Genomic DNA, 18,022 nt, shown 5'->3' with positions numbered 1-18,022 from the left:
TTAAACTATAAAGAATACCATGTGTAAGCTGTATTTTAACAAAAGTAGTTAAATGAAATGAACGTTAGTTAAATGGAGGTTCATGGTCAGTGGGTGATCTTGGAGAGGGAGTGAGCCGTTACCATCAACAAGGATTTTGCTCTTTCCATACTCCTGGACATAAAGGTCGACAGGAGTTTTTTAATAACTTCGATTTTATTGGTTATGACTTAACAGAGTTGCCGGGACTGGATATGCTTCATTCACCAAGTGGAATTATAGATAAAGCACAAAAACAAGCAGCAGAGATCTTTGGTGCAGAGGAAACCTTCTTCCTTATCAATGGAGGGACAGTTGGCAATCAAGCGATGTTTCTAGCTTTGGACAACACTGAGGGTAAGCGAGTAATAGTGGAGAGAAGCTCACATCGTTCTGTTATGTCGGGTCTGGTTTTGAGCGGATTGAAACCAGAGTACGTAATGCCTATAGTTCATCCGGAATTTAATCTTCCTTTAGGATTTAATCTTGAGAGACTTAAGATACCGTGGCAAGAAGTAGCTGCCTGTCATGTCACATATCCCTGTTATTACGGAACGACCTTCGACCTAAGCGGATTAATCGCAGAAAGGACACGCTTGGGTTTTAATACACCGGTGCTTGTTGATCAGGCACATGGCTCACACTATCTCAGCGCCTTATTTCCTCCTAGTGCGTTAAATCTCGGAGCAGACCTTGTCTTAAATAGTGCACATAAGACGTTGAGTGCTTTGACTCAGTCAGCAATGCTGCACGTTCAAGGCTCTAGGATCTCTCGTGTCCGCTTGAGACAAAGCCTGGAACTTTTACAATCCTCAAGCCCTAGTTATTTGTTACTCTCCTCATTAGAACGAGCTGGAGAATTTGCTCGGGATATATGGCGCTGGGAGTGTCTAAAAGAAGCGGTGGAGGATTTGCATCATCACGTGGGAAAGGATTTTCGTACTCTTACTTCAAAAGATGCTGGTACTTACGGCATTCATGGGGTGGATTGGTCAAAGATCCTGATCAATATATCCCCGCTGGGAGTTAATGCCCTTCGCTGTGTGAAATATCTCAGAGAACGATTTGGAATTGAACCTGAGTTATGGGATGAGGAAAATATTCTATTTATGCTGGGAATCGGAAGTACACCAGAGGATGTGCGACGGCTCTCAAAAGGGTTAGAAAGTTTAAGAAATACCGCACCATCATGGGGCTTGACAGGATTAAGGAATCAACGGAAAGAAACTGAGGAACTTAATCTTCCATCACCTGAGCCAATCCTCTCTCCTCGAGACGCTTTCATGGCTCGCAAACGTAAAATCCCTCTTAAGGAGAGTTTGGGTCATATTATTGGGGAGACGATTTCTCCCTATCCGCCTGGGATTCCAGCCGTTGTAATGGGTGAAAAAATGACACATGATGTACTGAGTTTACTACTTAGTGCTAAAGAGAGACGCTGGCAAGGGTGGGATGGTTTCGAGAGCCAAACAATTTCGATTATTGAGGGGGATTAAGAGATGGAGAGGGTGATTCTTCCAGTCATATGAAGCTACAGTTAGCGCTTTTAGAAAAGGCAGCACGTGAAAATCGTTTAGCGCATCTCCTACTATTTCATGGAGGAAGTGCACTTCATCAACGGGAGGCAGCTCTCCGTTTAGCCCAGATTCTTAACTGTTGCGGCACTACTGAAGAAAGACCATGCCAAGTGTGTCCAACCTGCCGCAAGATCCAAAGTGGAAATCATCCGGAAGTTTCATGGTTGAAACCAGTCAAAACAACCATTGGTATTGAACAGGTCCTTTTATGGCAAGAAAAGGTGTACCTTAAACATTATGAGGGTAACTATAAAGTTTCGGTTGTTGAACAGGCAGATGGTTTAACATTACCAGCTGCAAATTCCCTCTTAAAAGTGATTGAAGAACCACCAGAACGAACCATAATTATCTTATGTGCAGAAAATGCAGAAGGAATTTTGCCGACAATACAAAGCCGTGCGCAGCTTGTTTACTTTCCTGAGCTTTCAGAAGAAACCTGGATAAGAGGATTAGGTGAGGTGGATATGCCGGAAGCCTCAATAGCTTTTCGCTTAAGTGGGAAGAACCATAACTTAGCGACGGATTTACTTAAGCATGGTGTACCACTATTGCAAGAATGGCTAGGAACGTTACGGGCTGCTGTTGAGGAAAAAGATTTTCTAAAGCTTTTTGCTCTTTTCCCAATTGATAAGGGCCAAGCTCTTCTTTATTTGCAGGTAATGGCTGTTCAAGCACAGGAAGGAATTCAAAAAGGTACCACCGATCCATTTGAATTTTTAGCGATCGGGAAAGCGATCGAAGCACTACGACAACAAGCTAATCCTAGATTAGTGATTGAAGTGTTAGCATTAGAATTATTTCAACAAGGAGGGGTTCGCTGTGATTGAGGTCGTAGGCGTTCGCTTTAAACACGCTGGGAAAATATATTATTTTTCGCCAGGAGACCTTGAACTGGCTGTATCGGATAAAGTAATTGTAGAAACAGCTAGAGGTATCGAATTTGGGGAATTGGTTATCCCCGCTCGACAAGTTCCAGACGAAGAAGTAGTTTTGCCTTTGAAACAGGTCATGCGTAAGGCAACAATGGCAGATGAACTATTTGTTGAACAGAATAGAATAAAAGAAAAAGACGCTTTTCAAATCTGCTTAAAAAAAATATCAGAGCATCAGTTACCTATGAAATTGGTCGACGTTGAATATACGTTTGATGGTAATAAGATTATATTCTCCTTTACAGCCGAAGGAAGAGTCGATTTTAGAGAATTGGTGAAGGATTTGGCGGCCATTTTTAGGACACGTATAGAGCTTCGTCAAATTGGCGTGCGTGATGAAGCAAAGATGTTAGGGGGAGTCGGTTCTTGTGGACGGATTCTTTGTTGTACTTCCTTCTTAGGAGATTTTGAACCAGTTTCTATTCGAATGGCTAAAGATCAAAAGCTCTCTTTAAATCCAACCAAAATCTCTGGAATTTGTGGTCGCCTAATGTGTTGCCTAAAGTATGAAAATGGTTGCTACAAATCCGAGGATAAAGAGCATTGTTCCCGTCACAATCCTCAAGCAGGGAATAAAATAGTAGAAGTACCAGTAGAACAGAATACTCGTGTCGAAAGTGCTTTCAATCCTAAACCTGAGGGGAGACCGCAACGTAATAGGAAAGGGGAAAAGCCCAAAGAAAAGAGTGAGAAAGTATGAGCCAGTTGACACAGGCCCTTACAGAGGTGGAAGAGAAGCTACGCTCTTTACTAGAAGAGGTAAGCCGGTTAAAACCCTATGTACAAGCCTTAGAGGATGAAAATACTAAGTTAAGGCGAGGGTGTACTCTTCCAGAAAAAGAAACTGAACGCGTTATTGCCAATGCTGAACATATACAAGGTGTCGCCCATGATAATCTTGTCCAGTTATATCAAGAAGGCTTTCATGTCTGTCACCTTCATTTTGGACAACCGTTAGAAGGGGATTGTCTATTTTGTATGGGCTTTTTAAGAAAGGACTAATTGATAATAGATATCTGGGGTACTTGGAAGACAAGGAGTCGAAGGCATGTTGGCTAAAGGCACATTATATGTATGTGGGACGCCTATTGGAAATCTGAGAGATATTACCTTAAGGGTATTAGATACATTGCGTGAAGTGGACTTAATCGCTGCAGAGGATACACGTCATTCAAGAAAGCTATTACAACACTATCAGATTAATACACGTATGATAAGTTATCACGAACACAATGAAAAGAAAAAATCGTTGGAACTGGTAGAGAAGCTTAAGTGTGGTCAAGCGATTGCACTTATTTCTGATGCTGGTTTACCAGGAATATCGGATCCGGGTACTGAGCTTATACGCCTTTGTCTTGAAGAGTCTATTCCAGTGGATGTCTTACCTGGACCTAATGCTGCACTTACAGCTTTGGTCTTATCTGGAATGCCTACAGAGCATTTTGCTTTCCATGGATTTTTGCCTTCTTCAACTGGAGCTAAGAAACGAAGCCTAGAGCAATTGGTTAATCTTCCACAAACTCAGATATTTTATGAAGCTCCTCATCGACTAGTAGCAACTCTGGAAGCTATGTCGGAGTGCTTTGGTGATCGATCGGCAGCCGTTGTGCGTGAGCTGACAAAGTTGCACCAGCAAGTGCATAGTGGAACTATATTTGAGTTAAAAGAAGCCTTTGAGACGTCTGAGCCTCGTGGAGAGTGTTGTATTATCTTGGCCCCGTACGTTCCTGTTAAACCCATAGGAGGACCCGAACAATGGTGTTTAGAGGTTAAGGAAAGAGTAGACCTAGGGTTAACTAAGAAAGACGCCATGAAAGACGTAGCAAAACGTTATGGGGTAAGAAAATCGGATGTCTATCAAGCTCTGCTTGGTTCACAAGTCTTTGATAAAAAATAAAAAAGAAGGCCTCAAGGCCTTCAAAGATTTCGATTCCAGTATAGGTCAAGCTGTCTATGTATTTAGATAGAATTATACAGCTTTTTCAGCGCTTGCAGCTACATTTTCTCCCATGGCAATAGCACATTCACGGCAGACGTTTTTGCCGTGGAAAAGTTGGATGTCGCTGGCATTACCACAAAATACACAAGCTGGCTCATACTTTTTGAGGATAATTTTTTCTTGATCTACATAGATTTCCAGGGCGTCTTTCTCGTCAATACCTAAAGTGCGGCGAAGCTCTATCGGTAAAACAATACGACCAAGTTCATCTACTTTTCTTACGATTCCGGTTGATTTCATCATTTTTCCCCCACTCCCTTACAACAACATTCGACAGAAAACTACAGACTTATGATACCAATCGTTCCATATAAAGTCAACACATTTTTTCGAAGTTTTTCATGGTATTATTAACCTATATGGTTTCATAATAGAAAATCTTAATTATGGGTAAACTTGTAAAATATAATTTTATTGAGAGGAAGACTTAAACGTGAAATACTACATAACAACCCCGATTTTTTATCCGAATTCAAGCCCACATATTGGAACAGCCTACACTACAGTTGCTGCCGATGCTCTTGCTCGTTATCATAGATTGATGGGGGACCAGGTTCATTTTTTAACAGGTACGGATGAAAACGCGCAAAAAATTGTTCGTACTGCCGAAGCTAATAACACCGACCCCAAGATTTACGTTGATGGTGTTGTAGAACGCTTTAAAGATTTATGGCGAGCCTTAGAAATTTCGAATGATGACTTTATCCGTACAACCGAAGAACGACATCAAAGTGTTGTACAACGCATCTTTACGAAACTATTTGAGCAAGGAGATATCTACAAGTCGGAATATTCCGGTTGGTATTGTACTCCTTGTGAAACCTTTTGGATGGAGAATAAGTTAATTGATGGGAAATGTCCTAATGCAGATTGCGGTCGCAGTGTTGAATTACTGAAGGAAGAAAGTTACTTTTTTCGTCTTTCAAAGTACCAAGATACATTGTTAAACTATATCGAGGGGCATCCCGATTTTATCCAACCTATTTCTCGTCGGAACGAAATGATCAACTTTATAAAGGGTGGATTAGAAGATCTTTGTGTTTCTCGAACCACATTTCAGTGGGGAATCAAAGTACCCTTTGATCCAAAGCATGTGGTGTATGTATGGCTCGATGCTTTAATTAATTACATTTCTGCCTTGGGTTATCCAGATGGGGATAAATATAAACGCTATTGGCCAGCAGATGTTCATATTATGGGAAAAGATATTGTGCGGTTCCACGCAATTATCTGGCCGATCATTCTGATGGCCTTAGATATTCCTCTACCTAAGGTTATCTATGGGCATGGGTGGTATTTGACGAAAGATGGAGGAAAAATCTCTAAATCCCGCGGAAATGTGCAAGATTCTTTCGCTTTAATTCAACGATATGGTTCGGATGCTATCCGTTATTTCTTATTGCGCGAGATGCAAGTAGGAACGGATGGTACATATTCCGAGGACAATATAGTTGAACGTCTTAACAGTGATTTGGCTAACGATTTCGGAAATTTTGTTTCCAGAAGCTTAGCAATGATTGTTAAGTACCGAGCAGGTATAGTTCCCCGACCAGGACAAGATGGAGAACTGGAGCGAGAGTTAAAAGCTCTAAGTCACGAGGTGAAGAAAGCAGTTGATGAAAGTTTAGGGAGTTGTGATCCTGCGGGGGCACTGGAAGAGATTTGGCGCTTTGTAGGACGGTGCAATAAATATGTCGATGAGACAGCTCCTTGGAATTTGGCAAAATCAGAGGATCAAGGAGAACGCCTAGATACGGTGCTTTATACCTTTGTGGAATGTATTCGGATTATGGCAATTTTGACCGCTCCATTTATGCCCGGGGTACCATCTAAAATCTGTGCGCTTCTAGGAAAAGATGAGGGGCTTATCAAATGGGATGAGGCAGATCAATGGGGTATTTTAGAATTTGGTATAATGGTTCAAAAAGGAGAACCTCTCTTTCCGAGAATTGACATTTCCAAGTATTTAACAGAAGAGGAGTCAAAATCAGTGGATCAGAATCAAAGGGATACTATAGAAGCTAGACCAACCCAATTACCTGAGTTTGAGCCGATTAAAGAAGAAATTAGTATTGATGAATTTGCCAAGATTGATTTGCGTGTCGGGAAAATACTAAGTGCCGAGAAAGTAGAAAAAACAGATAAATTAATGAAGTTAGAAGTAGAAGTTTCCGGTGAAGTGCGTACAATTGTTTCCGGGATTGCAAAACACTATTCTGCAGAGGATCTTATCAATCAATATGTTGTCGTAGTTGCTAATTTAAAACCTACAAAACTAAGAGGAATTACGTCTCAAGGTATGATATTAGCTGCCTCCCAAGGTGATGTATTGGAAGTACTTACAATTAATAAAGAACTCCCTGGAGGTTCACGAGTCAAATGATCTGGGATACACATGCACACCTAGATGATGACAGCTATAAGGGGGACTTTCAAGACGTCTTAGCGCGAATGGAGGCATCGGGTATTTCGCGGGTGACGAATGTGGGATATGATCTTGCTTCCTCAGAGCGATCTGTAACATTAGCGCAAGATTACGATTTTTTCTATGCTGCCATCGGTATTCACCCTCATAATGCAGAAGAGGTAACTGAAGAAACCTGGGGAAAGCTTCTGGAGTTGGCCAAAAACCCAAAAGTATTAGCTTGGGGTGAGATCGGGCTAGACTATTACCGCGATTTGTCACCACGTCCAATACAAAAAGAGGTTTTCATTCAACAGATAAAATTAGCCAATGAAGTTGGGTTACCTATTGTTATCCACAACCGTGATGCTCATCAGGATGTCATGGAGATTGTTAAGGCCTATCCGCCTCGTTACGGAGGAATATTCCATTGTTATTCTGGATCTTGGGAAATGGCAGAGATTCTTCTCAAACTTGGATTTTACCTTTCGTTTGCTGGGCCGGTTACGTATAAAAATGCACGTCATACAGTAGAAGTGGCAAGGAACGCCCCGATGGATCGAATTCTAGTAGAGACGGATTCCCCCTATTTAACCCCTGAGCCTCGACGAGGAAAACGTAATGAACCGACGTATGTCCGAGAGATTGTAAAGAAACTGGCAGAACTAAGAAATTTAAGTATTGAAGATGTAGCAGAAAAAACCATGCGTAATGCTGAAAGTGTTTTTAGGCTTGTTTAGGAACCTTCATTGGAAAAGGTTCTTTTTTTTTCGGCTAATTCATAGGTTTTGGTAAGGAGGGATAGAATGTATTCTTTGCCGATTACTACGTATTCCGATTATTGGCGTAGAACGAAGTTATGGAGCGCGTATTTCGGGAGTTTGGCAGTTTTAGTCGCTGGTACCAGATATGCCGCATTAGAAGAACCAGGAATTAGGAAAGCAATGCCACAGTCACTTCAGGCAATGAATGCCTTAAGTTTAGAAAGAATGAGGACGGATATTCAATTCGATGGATTACTGGGATCAGAATTAAATCAAGGTTTAGGAGTCCACAGCTTCAGCAAGCAAGGGGAAATTAGCCGAGGGGTTGACAGTCAGAAAGACTTAGTTGATAAACTCGAAGCAAGGGCGACAAGTAAAGTTGAAATAAAGGACGAAGAGTTACCATTTGACACGCAATATATAGAGTCAGATAAACTTCCTCCGGGTACCAGTAAACTACAGGTAAAAGGGGAAAATGGCACTAGACGTGAAGTGGTAAAGACCTTTGAGGTTGGTGGACAACCCATAGATCAGCAAGTGCAAGCTGTTTTTGAACTCGAAGCACCAAAAAAGGAGATTATTCTTCGAAACACTAAACCTATTCCTAAGAAGAAGGTGACCATTGAAAACTCTACGCCGAAAGCTGCTAACCTTGATGTTGACTTAACGAAACTGAATATCAGTAAAACTTTAACTGTTGAGGCAACGGCGTATACATATACCGGTAACAATACAGCGACAGGTGTCAAGCCAAGAGAAGGGTTGATTGCAGTCGACCCCAAAGTGATTCCCATGGGAAGCAAGGTCTATGTCGAAGGATATGGATACGCCATAGCCGCAGATACAGGTGGAAGTATTCGTGGGAATAGAATTGATGTATTTTACTCTACCCTTCGCAAATGTATTGACTGGGGGCGAAGGTCTGTCCAAATCCATGTACTTAATCCCACATAATGGAAAAAATCTTTGACAACTGACTACTTATGCCTTAAAATAAAGTTGTTATCAGCAGTTTTGGAGGGATTGAATGATTCAGTTGACTCGAACTCAGGCAATGACCTTGGTTCGGACATCTCGTATTGTCCAAATAGCCGTTACTGTATTCACAATTTTGGTAATTGCAATTATAGTAGCTTTGTACCATGTAAAGACTATCAATGTAACGATTGATGGAAAACCAGTGCGTATTATAACGATCTTTGGGACCGTAGGTGAGGCACTTGAGCATTCGTCTAAATTTGACTTTTATCCAGAAGATATTGTTAACCCTTCACGAGATACCAAAATTACAAAGGACTTAGCCATTGAAGTGACAAGCAGTGTGCCTGTTCAACTCTCAGTAGATGAGCAACTATTTAGCACACGAACACCAGCAAAAACAGTTGGTGATGCTCTTAAGGATTTATCGGAGCGTTATGGACTTGAGATTAAAGACGTGGATGAAGTGAATGTGTCTCGATTGGAACCCGTAACAGAGCAAATGGAGATCAAAGTACTTAGAGCAATTCCTATTCAAGTTAGTGCTGATGGTAAGAAGTTCGATACATATCTTGCGCCACGAACAGTTGGTGATGCCCTTAAGAAATTAGGTATTGTTCTTGGCTCTATGGATAGAGTTTCCTTAGCCCTTGGCCACATGTTACAACCTAATGACCAGTTGACTGTGGTGCGGGTTGCCCAACGCATTGAAACGGTAAAAAGCGAGATTCCCTATCAAACTGTGGCAAAGCCAGCGGATTATCCTGTAGGGCTGCCAGATAGAACAGTTAGTCGTGGTTCTAATGGAATTCAAGAGCAAACTGTTAAACTAACACTTGAGGATGGAAAAGAGGTTGATCGGGAAATACTTGATCAACGAGTCGTAGAGCCTCCTACTAATCAAGTCGTTTTGCGTGGTACCCAAACCTCCATATCGCGAGGTGGTAATACCATTAGTTTTAAGCGGGCTTACATAATGAGAGCGTCTGCCTACTGTATACCCGGTGGGACAACAGCGACTGGGGCATCGGTCCGGACAGGGATTATTGCAGTTGATCCCAGAGTTATACCATTAGGTCGAAAAGTGTATGTAGAGGGGTATGGTCCTGCTCGTGCCTTAGATACTGGAGGAGCGATTAAAGGGAACCGTATTGATCTATATATGAATTCTAGGGAGGAAGCCTTATCATGGGGAGTTCGTAACGTTACAGTCTATGTACAGTGAGTAAACTTTAAGAGTCTTCGCTAATGCGAGGGCTCTTTTTACTGTCCAAAAGTATAACTTTATTTATCAGCACATACTCTTTAATAGAATTGCGAAACGGGGGAGTGCTGAATGCGATGGCCCAAAGTAATCATAGGAACAAAATTTGCAGTTGTGCTTGTTATTGGTGTTATGTGTACGTTGGTACTCTCTGTATTCTGGCAGGGTTCTACCGCTGTGGTAAGTCAATTTGAAAACCGATATGTGGTTATGCTTGATCCTGGGCATGGTGGATATGATCCTGGAGCAGTCACATCTCAAGGTGTTTACGAAAAATCGATTAATCTTCAAATAGCCCAGAAAGTTAAGGAGATGCTGCTGCCAAGTGGTATAGAAGTCTTCCTTACGAGAGAGGAAGATACGGATTATGTTCCGAATGGGGTTAAAGGAAAGACGATAAAGAAGCATATTGATTTAAATCATCGTATTGAAATGGCTAAAGAAGAGAAAGCTGATGTTTTTGTTAGCTTACATGTTAATGCGACAGCTACTGGACAAAACTCCGGCGCCGAAACCTTTTATCATTATAAATCTGAATCTGGAAAAAGGTTGGCTGAATTAATCCAACAAGAAATGATAAAAATAACGGGGATGAATCGTAGAATTGCAAAACCTGGAGATTTTTATATTATTAAAAATACGAGCATGCCTGCGGTTATAGTAGAAGTGGGATACTTATCAAGCGTAAAAGAACAGAGAAAGCTGCAGCAATCTTGGTACCAAGAACAGTTATCAAGAGCAATTGCTAAAGGAATAGCTAATTATTTTGAACTTCCATAATTAACTTAAATAGGATATTAACGCTTGGCGCTTAGATACATATCCTCTTTTGAAGAGGGGAAGATAAAGTCAGTGACCGAATCTAAGATTTAAGGAGTTGAAGTGCAGTATGAAACGGTTTCTGACTTTATTGGCGAGTAGTGCCTTGATCTTAAGCCTTACCCTGACAGGATGTACTAATGTACAACAACCACCGGCTGCTCCCGATGCACCGGAACAAACTGCAAAGTTGCCGGAAGCTGAGGCAGGGGCAACACGTGAATCAGTATTAGGACCAGAAAAAAGAGTTGTCATGGGTTTTTACACTGACCAAGAGGGACCTGTACCTAGTTCAAAAGAAACTACGTTGAAAAATGCTAAATTGCTTGATGAGGTAGCGTTTTTCTGGTATTCCTTTGACTACAATGGTAAATTGCTTAAGACTGGCGACATTGATCTGAAAATTAAAGATCAGGTTCAAAAGGGTGGGGCTAAAGCCTATGCTTTGGTTCATAACATGAAGTTAAAAGGGACGGTTGGCTTCGATGAGAATTTAGCGCATAGTGTGTTATCTAACCCTGGAAAACGATCGAACTTGGTGACGAACTTAGTCAACCTAACCACCAAAGACAATTGGGATGGGATTTCTATCGATATAGAGAAAACCCCTCCTGGAGATCGAGAAAATTTTTCGGCCTTTGTTGCGGAGCTTAAGAAAGCGTTAAAAGCAAAAGATAAAGTTTTAAACATTTCTATCCCCGCTAAATTCGCTGATTACCCGTCTGATTTATGGTCAGGTGCTTATGATTATACGGCTATTGGAAAGTCCGCCGACCAAATTATTCTTATGACCTATGATGAGCATGGACTGGGAACAACCCAAGGTCCAGTGGCCTCTGAGGGATGGGTCGATCGGGTTATTAAATTTGCCGTAGGAAAAATTCCAAAAGAGAAGATTGTAATGGGTCTTCCTGTATACTCATTTGACTGGGGATCAAACAAACCTACGATGCCAGATTATCTCTCCTATGCTCAGACCCTTGAGAGAGCTAAAAAGCACGGAGTAGAGATTGTTACCGACCCTAATGCGAAAGTTCCACAGTTTACCTATACATCAAATGGAGTACGACACGAAGTGTACTTTGAAAACATCGCCAGCTTAAGAGCAAAAATGGATGATGCACTTAAATATAAGCTGCACGGTGTTGCCATTTGGCGCTTAGGAATGGAGGATCCCCGAATCTGGGATCAGCTTATAAAAACTTATGGAACCAATAAAGAAACAAGAGAAAAGAAATAAGATAGTATAACTTAATAAACAGAGCTGCAAGAAACTAGTTAGTATCTAGTTTCCTGCAGCTCCTTTTAATACTAATTGAAAACTCGTTAAATAGTTCCATTACGTAGGTCCTTTATTTGAGTATTTGTTCATTCTCGGTTAAGATATAAGAGTTGAAAAACGGAGGAATCAAAAATGATAAAGGAACTTATAGTTGTAGAAGGTAAAAATGATGCCCATGCAGTGCGCCTTGCCCTTGGGGAAGTTGATGTAATTTGGACAGATGGTTATGGTCTGTCTAAAAAAAAGTTAGACTACATTTCAGAAATGGCCAAACGACAAGGGGTAATTGTATTTACTGATCCTGATACAGTGGGAGAACAAATCCGAAACCGTATTCAAGCGTTTGTTCCTCAGGCAAAACATGTTTACTTATCAAGAAAATTAGCGACAAAACAAGGGGATATAGGAGTAGAAAATGCGGCCCTACATGAAATACGACGTGCCTTTGCTCATATTAAACAAGATCAAGGGTTACCCAATGAGGAGTATACCATTGAGGATTTGCTGTTATTGGGTCTTGTTGGTTCAGAACGATCCAATGAATATAGGTTAGCTCTTGGGCGCAAGTTGGGGATCGGAGACTCGAATGGGAAGCAATTCCTTCATAGATTGAACCGTTTTGGAGTCTCACGTGAGGAGTTTCTTCGAGCGATAGGGGAGGTGCAGTGTGGAGAGCGCAGCTGAATATACACAACGTCTCGTAAAATATGGGGCACGAGCTCATAAATCCTTGGGCCAAAATTTTTTGATCAGCGACGAAGTCATAGAAAGCATTGTCTTAGCCAGTACATTGCAACAAGATGTTCCGCTGGTGGAAATTGGACCTGGTCTTGGAGTATTAACCAGAGCTCTAGCTAAAAGGGTACCGAAGATGTGGGCTGTTGAGTTGGATAATCATAAAATCGGCATATTAAACAAAGAGTTGAAGGAGTATCCCATAGAGATAGTTCATCAAGATGCCCTAAAGTTGGACTTAAAAGACCTATGGGGTGATAAAATGGGGTATCTAGTAGGCAATTTACCGTACTATATAACTAGCCCATTGGTTATGCATTTTCTCGAGCAAGAGACTCATTTGAGTGGAATGACAATTATGGTCCAAAAAGAAGTGGCGGATCGGATTGCTGCTCCACCAGGGAGTAAAACCTATGGAATTTTGTCTATTGCAGTGCAGATTTCTGCCAAGGTCACAAAAGTTATGGATGTTCCACCAAGTGCATTTTGGCCAGCACCTAAGGTAACATCTGCCGTGATTAGGTTAGACCTTCGTCCGTATCAAGGGTTTAATATGAATAGAAAAGACTTCTTTCGGGTAGTCAAGGCTGCCTTTAGCCAACGGCGAAAAACCTTAGGAAATTCGTTGGCAGGTGGTTTAGGGTTGAAGAAGGAAGATGTTGTCGAACGCATTCAAAGCGTGGGAATTTCTGATGGTCGGCGAGCAGAGTCGTTAAGTATTGAGGAATTTCAAGTTTTAGCAAAAGCTTTTTCGGAATTGAAGTAATGTTCTCCTACCTTAGGTATTGGGGTGTTGGGGGACGGGGTTGTTAGTGTCAACAACCCCGTCCCCCAACACCCTTTCGTTTTTCCATTATAGTTATTGTAATAAATTTTGCTTGAAGAGGGCATAAAAGAGCAGAAATATCCAAACTATAAAGGAGCCTGAATCAATTGAGGCTTGATGCCCTTAAATTTTCAGTAAAAATGTTGACATTAATGGAGAGTGAGTTTGGGTTGGGAAAAGCTATTAAAGAGGGAACCATAAAATGGTCGAGTATTATCGGTACGTCGGCTACCTCGGTGCTTGCAATTACAGCATTGATTACCGTTTATCTAACCGTTGCCGCTTGGAAAGTCCAACAAGAGACAACACGTCCTTACTTTGTGTTGAAAGAATCCCCCAAAGTGGAGTTAGGCAATGAACTTAGTCTGGAATTAAGGTTTAATAATGTAGGGATACATCCGGCGGTTAATCTTTCAAGTGAGACAATTGTATTTGATGAGCACTTAACTGCTGAACCGGTTTACTCTGATGAGGCATCGATTGTCAATGAGATCCCTAAAGATGGGGCTTCAAGTTTAGTTATAACGATACCCAGTGACGAGATATATCCAAAACAGCTCAATATTGATGCACATTACGTGCTTGTCGATTTACGGTATGCAGATCCCATTTTAAATAAATCCTACAATCAAACGATTTACATGAAGTGGAGTGGCGTACATGAGGGGAAACTCCAACCAATTGTTCATGTGCAAGTTGAAGAAAAAAATAAAATTTTGGACTACTTTCAAAGACATAGTATTGATCCAAGCATAAGGAGTCACTAGGTTATGAGGTTGGAATGATCAGAAGGGTTTGAAATAGAGCGAGAAGATCCTGGAACGATGACATGTTGCTCAAAAAACATGCCTTGAGACTTAAGTGATTGCTCCCATGCTTTCAGGAGATCAAAACGCCGTTCTGTGTGGTAGCCAAGTAATTTATGCTTGCCTAGTGAACGAGACAGAGGTTTGTTCTGAACGAGAGATAATCCCATGATGCAATCCCCAATAATGGTCTCGGCAATCATACGAGCATGCCGGCGATGTTTTCTAGGAGAATGTAAGGCTTCATGGGGGATGGATGTCGCTACTTTAATGGACAGACCGCTTTTCTGGGCCCAATATAAGGTGAGGGGGGGAATGGCAACAGCCTCGGGAGGAATTAGCTGTAAGGCTTGTTCAGAGAGTGCATGAGGTCCATGTGTAGGAGTTGCTAGGCCGAGACGTTTAAACAGATCTAGTTCACGATTAAGTTTGGCTCTAAATCTAAGGACCAGATTAGCGAGTTTTTGGCGATGTGGAATGTAGGGGTAACAATTCGTAAGAGCAACATCAACTCCAGACTCTATGGAATCAAGAAGGTGAACAAGATTCTCATAGATATCTCCAGACATATCCCCATCAACAAAGAGGACGCCTTGAACTCCTAAGTGACGTGCGTAGAGCGCGCCAATTGCCCTTGGTATATCAATTCCTAGGGGCTCTGAAAAATATAGAATATGGATTCGAGTATCAGGGATTGAGCGGGCAAGTTCAAATGTCCGGTCAGTGCAGCCGTTGAGAACCAATATGATATGACTGATCGGAAGGCGTAGAATGGTAGTTAAAGCTGCCAAGATGCTCTTTTCTTCGTTTTTTGCGGGAATAATTGCTCCGAACATCTTAGTTCCCCCTTTTATCCTTAAATTGTTATAATTATAATATATGCCGTTTTAGTCGGGTTCGACATAGAATATAGGGATATAAGAAATTATCTCATTAGAAGATTGTGATATCTAGGGGTATGGGTGTTAGATATTCAAACCCACGAAGGAGGAGGTCAGTGAAATGGTTCAGATTGGAGATATAGTTGCACGTCTCTCTCATCAACAGGATATCTTCTTTCATGTTGATAGGATACAAGGGGGGCTAAAAGGCAAAGACTCGGCTACGGCTATACTAAAGGGCCTTAATTTAAGGCTGTTAGCGGATGCTCCGATCTCAGACCTAGTATTAAAGAGTCCTGTTGAAGTTGCCAATTACGAACGTGAAGATCATAAGATGATTTATCAGAAATTGCACAAATTAACCAACCAAAGGAAAATAGATCTTGATGATCAAAGAGAGTTTTTTGAGATACCAGGTCGAGTGCTTCAGCTAGACGGGGACCAAGATTATTTACACCAATGTATTAAGACATATAAGCAAATGGGAATTGAAGCTAAAGGGATTTGCAAATCGGAAGTTGAACAGCCAAGGGTAATTCGCAAAGTGTTACAAGAAAACCCGGCGGACATTTTAGTTCTAACCGGTCATGATGGGTTGATTTCAGGGAAAAAAGATTTTCATAGCATGGATAGTTATCGAAGTTCTAAATATTTTGTAGAGTCTGTCTTAGAAGCTCGACGTTTTCAGCATAATAGGGATGCACTGGTGATTTTTGCAGGTGCCTGCCAATCTAACTACGAAGCGATTCTTTCTGCGGGAGCAAATTTCGCTTCATCCCCAAAACGCATGCTTATCCATGCCTTTGATCCGGTTTTTATTGTTGAGAGAATTGCTTTTACCCCAACAGACCAAATTGTTTCTGTAAAAGATATCTTGACACACACAATTACGGGAACAGATGGAGTCGGAGGAGTGGAGACTAGAGGACAAATGCGTCGAGGATATTCTAGAAGTCCTTATTAAGAGAAGAATTTAGCAAGCTAACAAGGTCAGACACGGGGACGGTCTTGTCTTTTTGAGACAAGAACCGTCCCCGTGCTTCCTTCGTCTCCCACAACCCAAGAGGGTCGCGATCACACGGAGCGAACGCCTCTGCGTGAGTCGTAGCCAAACTCGGCTTTAATCCGCTTGCATAAAGCAGGGCGGGAAACAGGTCCCTTCTCGCCGTCCATGGCTACAGGGACACTAGGCCATCCATGGCCGTCGGACGTTTCCCGCGGGCCATGCGGCAAGGTCACCTCCCGCCGTCCTGCAAGAAGGCTAATCCGTGCGAAGACAGTGTCTTCGGGCCGTCGGACGCCGCTTTGGCCCGAACACAGTGTGTTCGCCTGCCCGCTCTCATAACGGATTAAAGCCCTAGTTTGGCACGACGAGCGCGTGGCTGAGCATAGTGCGATCGCGACCCTCGGGCTTAATGCTGAATTATGATAGGGGTTCCAATTTCGACGAGTTCGTATAAGTCTTCAATGTCCTGGTTATGCATGCGAATACAGCCTTTAGATACGGCCTGCCCAATGCTGGAAGAGTTATTAGTTCCATGAATTCCATAATGAGGAATAGAGAGGCCTAGCCAACGACTGCCAAAGACTCCACCGGGATACATTGTTTTTGTAGCCAGGGTGTAGTAGCCAGGGGGGGTAGGAGTTGATGGTTTGCCTACTGCTATGGAATAACAACGTATTCGCTGGGCCCCATCAAAAAGCTCAAGCAATCGACGCGCGGGATATATATAAATTCTACGGTTGGGCATAGAGAGACGCTCCTTTCTTTACGCATATTTATTCTATCTCATGGTATGTATCTGATTTTTGAATGTTCGTTGCATAATTAAACCTATTCTAGGCGGAAACTATAGAGTGCTTGACTAACTAGAACCACGATTTTGGACTGGAGGAATAAGCTTGACAGAACATGTAGAGGGAAAACTGCTTATTATCGGTGGAGCAGAGGATAAAAAAAATGAATGCAAAATCTTAAAGCGATTTGTCGAAGAATCAGGCGGCAGAGAAAGTCGTATTACAGTTTTAACAGCTGCGACGGAGTATCCGCTTCAAGTAGGAACAGAGTACCATGCTTTATTTTTAAAACTAGGGGCTAAAGAAGTTCAGGTTCTCGATGTTTCCGACCGCAATCAGGCAAATAGGCGGGGGATTGAAAAGGAATTTGAAAGTTCAACGGGGATCTTTTTTACAGGGGGAGATCAACTTCGAATTACAGGATTGCTTGGAGGTACGTTACTTGGTCGGAAACTCCAACAATTGTATTCTCAAGGAATCATAATCGCGGGGACAAGTGCGGGAGCCTCGGTTATGTCGGATACGATGATCGTCGGGGGGGAAGCAGGAACAGCGAAGAAAGATACCTTAACGATGGCACCTGGACTAGGTTTACTGCGTTCAGTGGTGGTAGATCAACATTTTGCGCAGCGTGGTCGAATTGGCAGACTCCTATCAGCAATTTCCCAAAATCCCTACGTTCTTGGGGTTGGAATTGATGAGGATACAGCCATATTAGTGCAGTCTGACGCAAGTTTTTCTGTGATAGGAAACAATACTGTTACAGTAGTTGATGCATCAACTTCTACCATTACGAATGTTTCGGAAACCACTCCTGGCCAATCGCTAGTCTTAAGTCCGGTCTTAATGCATGTTCTTTCAGAGGGGTATGGATTTGATTTAAAAAATCGAGTTTCCCAGCTTTAGGTAAAATGAATCAACTAAGAGGAATACCTTGACG

General features: G+C 42.0%; 20 protein-coding genes. 16 read left to right on the top strand and 4 right to left on the bottom strand.

The window, feature by feature from the left end; genetic code table 11:
* Positions 1-89: 89 nt before the first annotated feature.
* From HGJ98_RS15580 to rsmI, 5 genes are read left to right on the top strand one after another with little or no spacing between them, the layout of a single operon-like run.
* Positions 90-1,514: an amino acid decarboxylase gene (locus tag HGJ98_RS15580; protein ID WP_291352468.1), complete on the top strand. Its 1,425-nt coding sequence runs from the start codon at positions 90-92 to the stop codon at positions 1,512-1,514.
* Positions 1,515-1,543: 29 nt separating this feature from the next.
* Entirely contained in the window at positions 1,544-2,422 is an 879-nt protein-coding gene (locus HGJ98_RS15575; RefSeq protein ID WP_291352467.1) for a DNA polymerase III subunit delta', read from the top strand.
* Complete coding sequence (locus HGJ98_RS15570) at positions 2,415-3,227, top strand: stage 0 sporulation family protein (RefSeq protein WP_291352465.1); 813 nt, start codon at positions 2,415-2,417, stop codon at positions 3,225-3,227. Before HGJ98_RS15575 ends, HGJ98_RS15570 begins: the two co-directional genes overlap by 8 nt.
* On the top strand, positions 3,224-3,529 hold the full coding sequence (locus tag HGJ98_RS15565; RefSeq protein ID WP_291352463.1) for an initiation control protein YabA: 306 nt from the start codon (positions 3,224-3,226) through the stop codon (positions 3,527-3,529). Before HGJ98_RS15570 ends, HGJ98_RS15565 begins: the two co-directional genes overlap by 4 nt.
* A gap of 46 nt (positions 3,530-3,575) precedes the next feature.
* Positions 3,576-4,424 (top strand): 16S rRNA (cytidine(1402)-2'-O)-methyltransferase, encoded by an 849-nt coding sequence (rsmI, locus tag HGJ98_RS15560; RefSeq protein WP_291352461.1) that lies wholly within the window; start codon positions 3,576-3,578, stop codon positions 4,422-4,424.
* Between the two features lie 72 nt (positions 4,425-4,496).
* Here the strand turns inward: rsmI and HGJ98_RS15555 are convergent, their stop codons facing one another.
* A complete protein-coding gene (locus HGJ98_RS15555; RefSeq protein ID WP_291352459.1) occupies positions 4,497-4,766 on the bottom strand; it encodes an AbrB/MazE/SpoVT family DNA-binding domain-containing protein in 270 nt (89 codons plus the stop codon).
* Positions 4,767-4,959: 193 nt separating this feature from the next.
* Between HGJ98_RS15555 and metG the strand changes: the two genes are divergently transcribed.
* The 9 genes from metG (at position 4,960) to HGJ98_RS15510 (ending at position 14,365) form a co-directional block, all read left to right on the top strand.
* A complete protein-coding gene (metG, locus tag HGJ98_RS15550) occupies positions 4,960-6,909 on the top strand; it encodes a methionine--tRNA ligase (RefSeq protein ID WP_291352457.1) in 1,950 nt (649 codons plus the stop codon).
* Positions 6,906-7,670: a TatD family hydrolase gene (locus HGJ98_RS15545; RefSeq protein WP_291352455.1), complete on the top strand. Its 765-nt coding sequence runs from the start codon at positions 6,906-6,908 to the stop codon at positions 7,668-7,670. The genes metG and HGJ98_RS15545 overlap by 4 nt, the downstream gene beginning before the upstream one ends.
* Positions 7,671-7,736: 66 nt before the next feature.
* Positions 7,737-8,648: a 3D domain-containing protein gene (locus HGJ98_RS15540; RefSeq protein WP_291352453.1), complete on the top strand. Its 912-nt coding sequence runs from the start codon at positions 7,737-7,739 to the stop codon at positions 8,646-8,648.
* A 73-nt stretch (positions 8,649-8,721) separates the two neighbouring features.
* Positions 8,722-9,897, top strand: coding sequence for a 3D domain-containing protein (locus HGJ98_RS15535; protein ID WP_291352451.1), 1,176 nt, complete (start codon positions 8,722-8,724; stop codon positions 9,895-9,897).
* Between the two features lie 111 nt (positions 9,898-10,008).
* Complete coding sequence (locus HGJ98_RS15530) at positions 10,009-10,716, top strand: N-acetylmuramoyl-L-alanine amidase (protein ID WP_291352449.1); 708 nt, start codon at positions 10,009-10,011, stop codon at positions 10,714-10,716.
* Between the two features lie 109 nt (positions 10,717-10,825).
* The gene (locus HGJ98_RS15525; protein ID WP_291352447.1) at positions 10,826-11,995 is read left to right on the top strand and encodes a glycosyl hydrolase family 18 protein; all 1,170 of its coding nucleotides are present in this window, start codon (positions 10,826-10,828) and stop codon (positions 11,993-11,995) included.
* A gap of 174 nt (positions 11,996-12,169) precedes the next feature.
* Entirely contained in the window at positions 12,170-12,721 is a 552-nt protein-coding gene (rnmV, locus tag HGJ98_RS15520) for a ribonuclease M5 (RefSeq protein WP_291352445.1), read from the top strand.
* A complete protein-coding gene (rsmA, locus tag HGJ98_RS15515; protein ID WP_291352443.1) occupies positions 12,705-13,538 on the top strand; it encodes a 16S rRNA (adenine(1518)-N(6)/adenine(1519)-N(6))-dimethyltransferase RsmA in 834 nt (277 codons plus the stop codon). The genes rnmV and rsmA overlap by 17 nt, the downstream gene beginning before the upstream one ends.
* A gap of 200 nt (positions 13,539-13,738) precedes the next feature.
* The gene (locus tag HGJ98_RS15510; protein WP_291352441.1) at positions 13,739-14,365 is read left to right on the top strand and encodes a hypothetical protein; all 627 of its coding nucleotides are present in this window, start codon (positions 13,739-13,741) and stop codon (positions 14,363-14,365) included.
* Here the strand turns inward: HGJ98_RS15510 and HGJ98_RS15505 are convergent.
* On the bottom strand, positions 14,362-15,240 hold the full coding sequence (locus HGJ98_RS15505; protein WP_291352439.1) for a glycosyltransferase: 879 nt from the start codon (positions 15,238-15,240) through the stop codon (positions 14,362-14,364). The two genes, HGJ98_RS15510 and HGJ98_RS15505, sit on opposite strands and share 4 nt — an antisense overlap.
* 166 nt (positions 15,241-15,406) lie before the next feature.
* Here HGJ98_RS15505 and yabG point away from each other — a divergent pair, with 166 nt between their 5' ends.
* Positions 15,407-16,249 (top strand): sporulation peptidase YabG, encoded by an 843-nt coding sequence (gene yabG, locus HGJ98_RS15500; protein WP_291352438.1) that lies wholly within the window; start codon positions 15,407-15,409, stop codon positions 16,247-16,249.
* 110 nt (positions 16,250-16,359) lie between these two features.
* On the opposite strand, the gene HGJ98_RS15495 is transcribed toward yabG, so the two are convergent.
* Positions 16,360-16,518 carry a hypothetical protein gene (locus HGJ98_RS15495; protein WP_291352436.1) on the bottom strand — a complete coding sequence of 53 codons (159 nt, stop codon included), beginning with the start codon at positions 16,516-16,518 and terminating at the stop codon, positions 16,360-16,362.
* 179 nt (positions 16,519-16,697) lie between these two features.
* Positions 16,698-17,036, bottom strand: coding sequence for a L,D-transpeptidase (locus HGJ98_RS15490; RefSeq protein WP_291352434.1), 339 nt, complete (start codon positions 17,034-17,036; stop codon positions 16,698-16,700).
* A 151-nt stretch (positions 17,037-17,187) separates the two neighbouring features.
* Between HGJ98_RS15490 and HGJ98_RS15485 the strand changes: the two genes are divergently transcribed.
* Positions 17,188-17,988 carry a cyanophycinase gene (locus HGJ98_RS15485; protein ID WP_291352432.1) on the top strand — a complete coding sequence of 267 codons (801 nt, stop codon included), beginning with the start codon at positions 17,188-17,190 and terminating at the stop codon, positions 17,986-17,988.
* Positions 17,989-18,022: the final 34 nt, after the last annotated feature.

It is taken from the genome of Desulfosporosinus sp. (assembly GCF_014237355.1).
In the GTDB taxonomy this organism is placed as follows: Bacteria; Bacillota; Desulfitobacteriia; order Desulfitobacteriales; family Desulfitobacteriaceae; genus Desulfosporosinus.
Note: the sequence above shows the minus strand (reverse complement) of the source record. Positions and strands in the feature narration are given on the sequence as shown.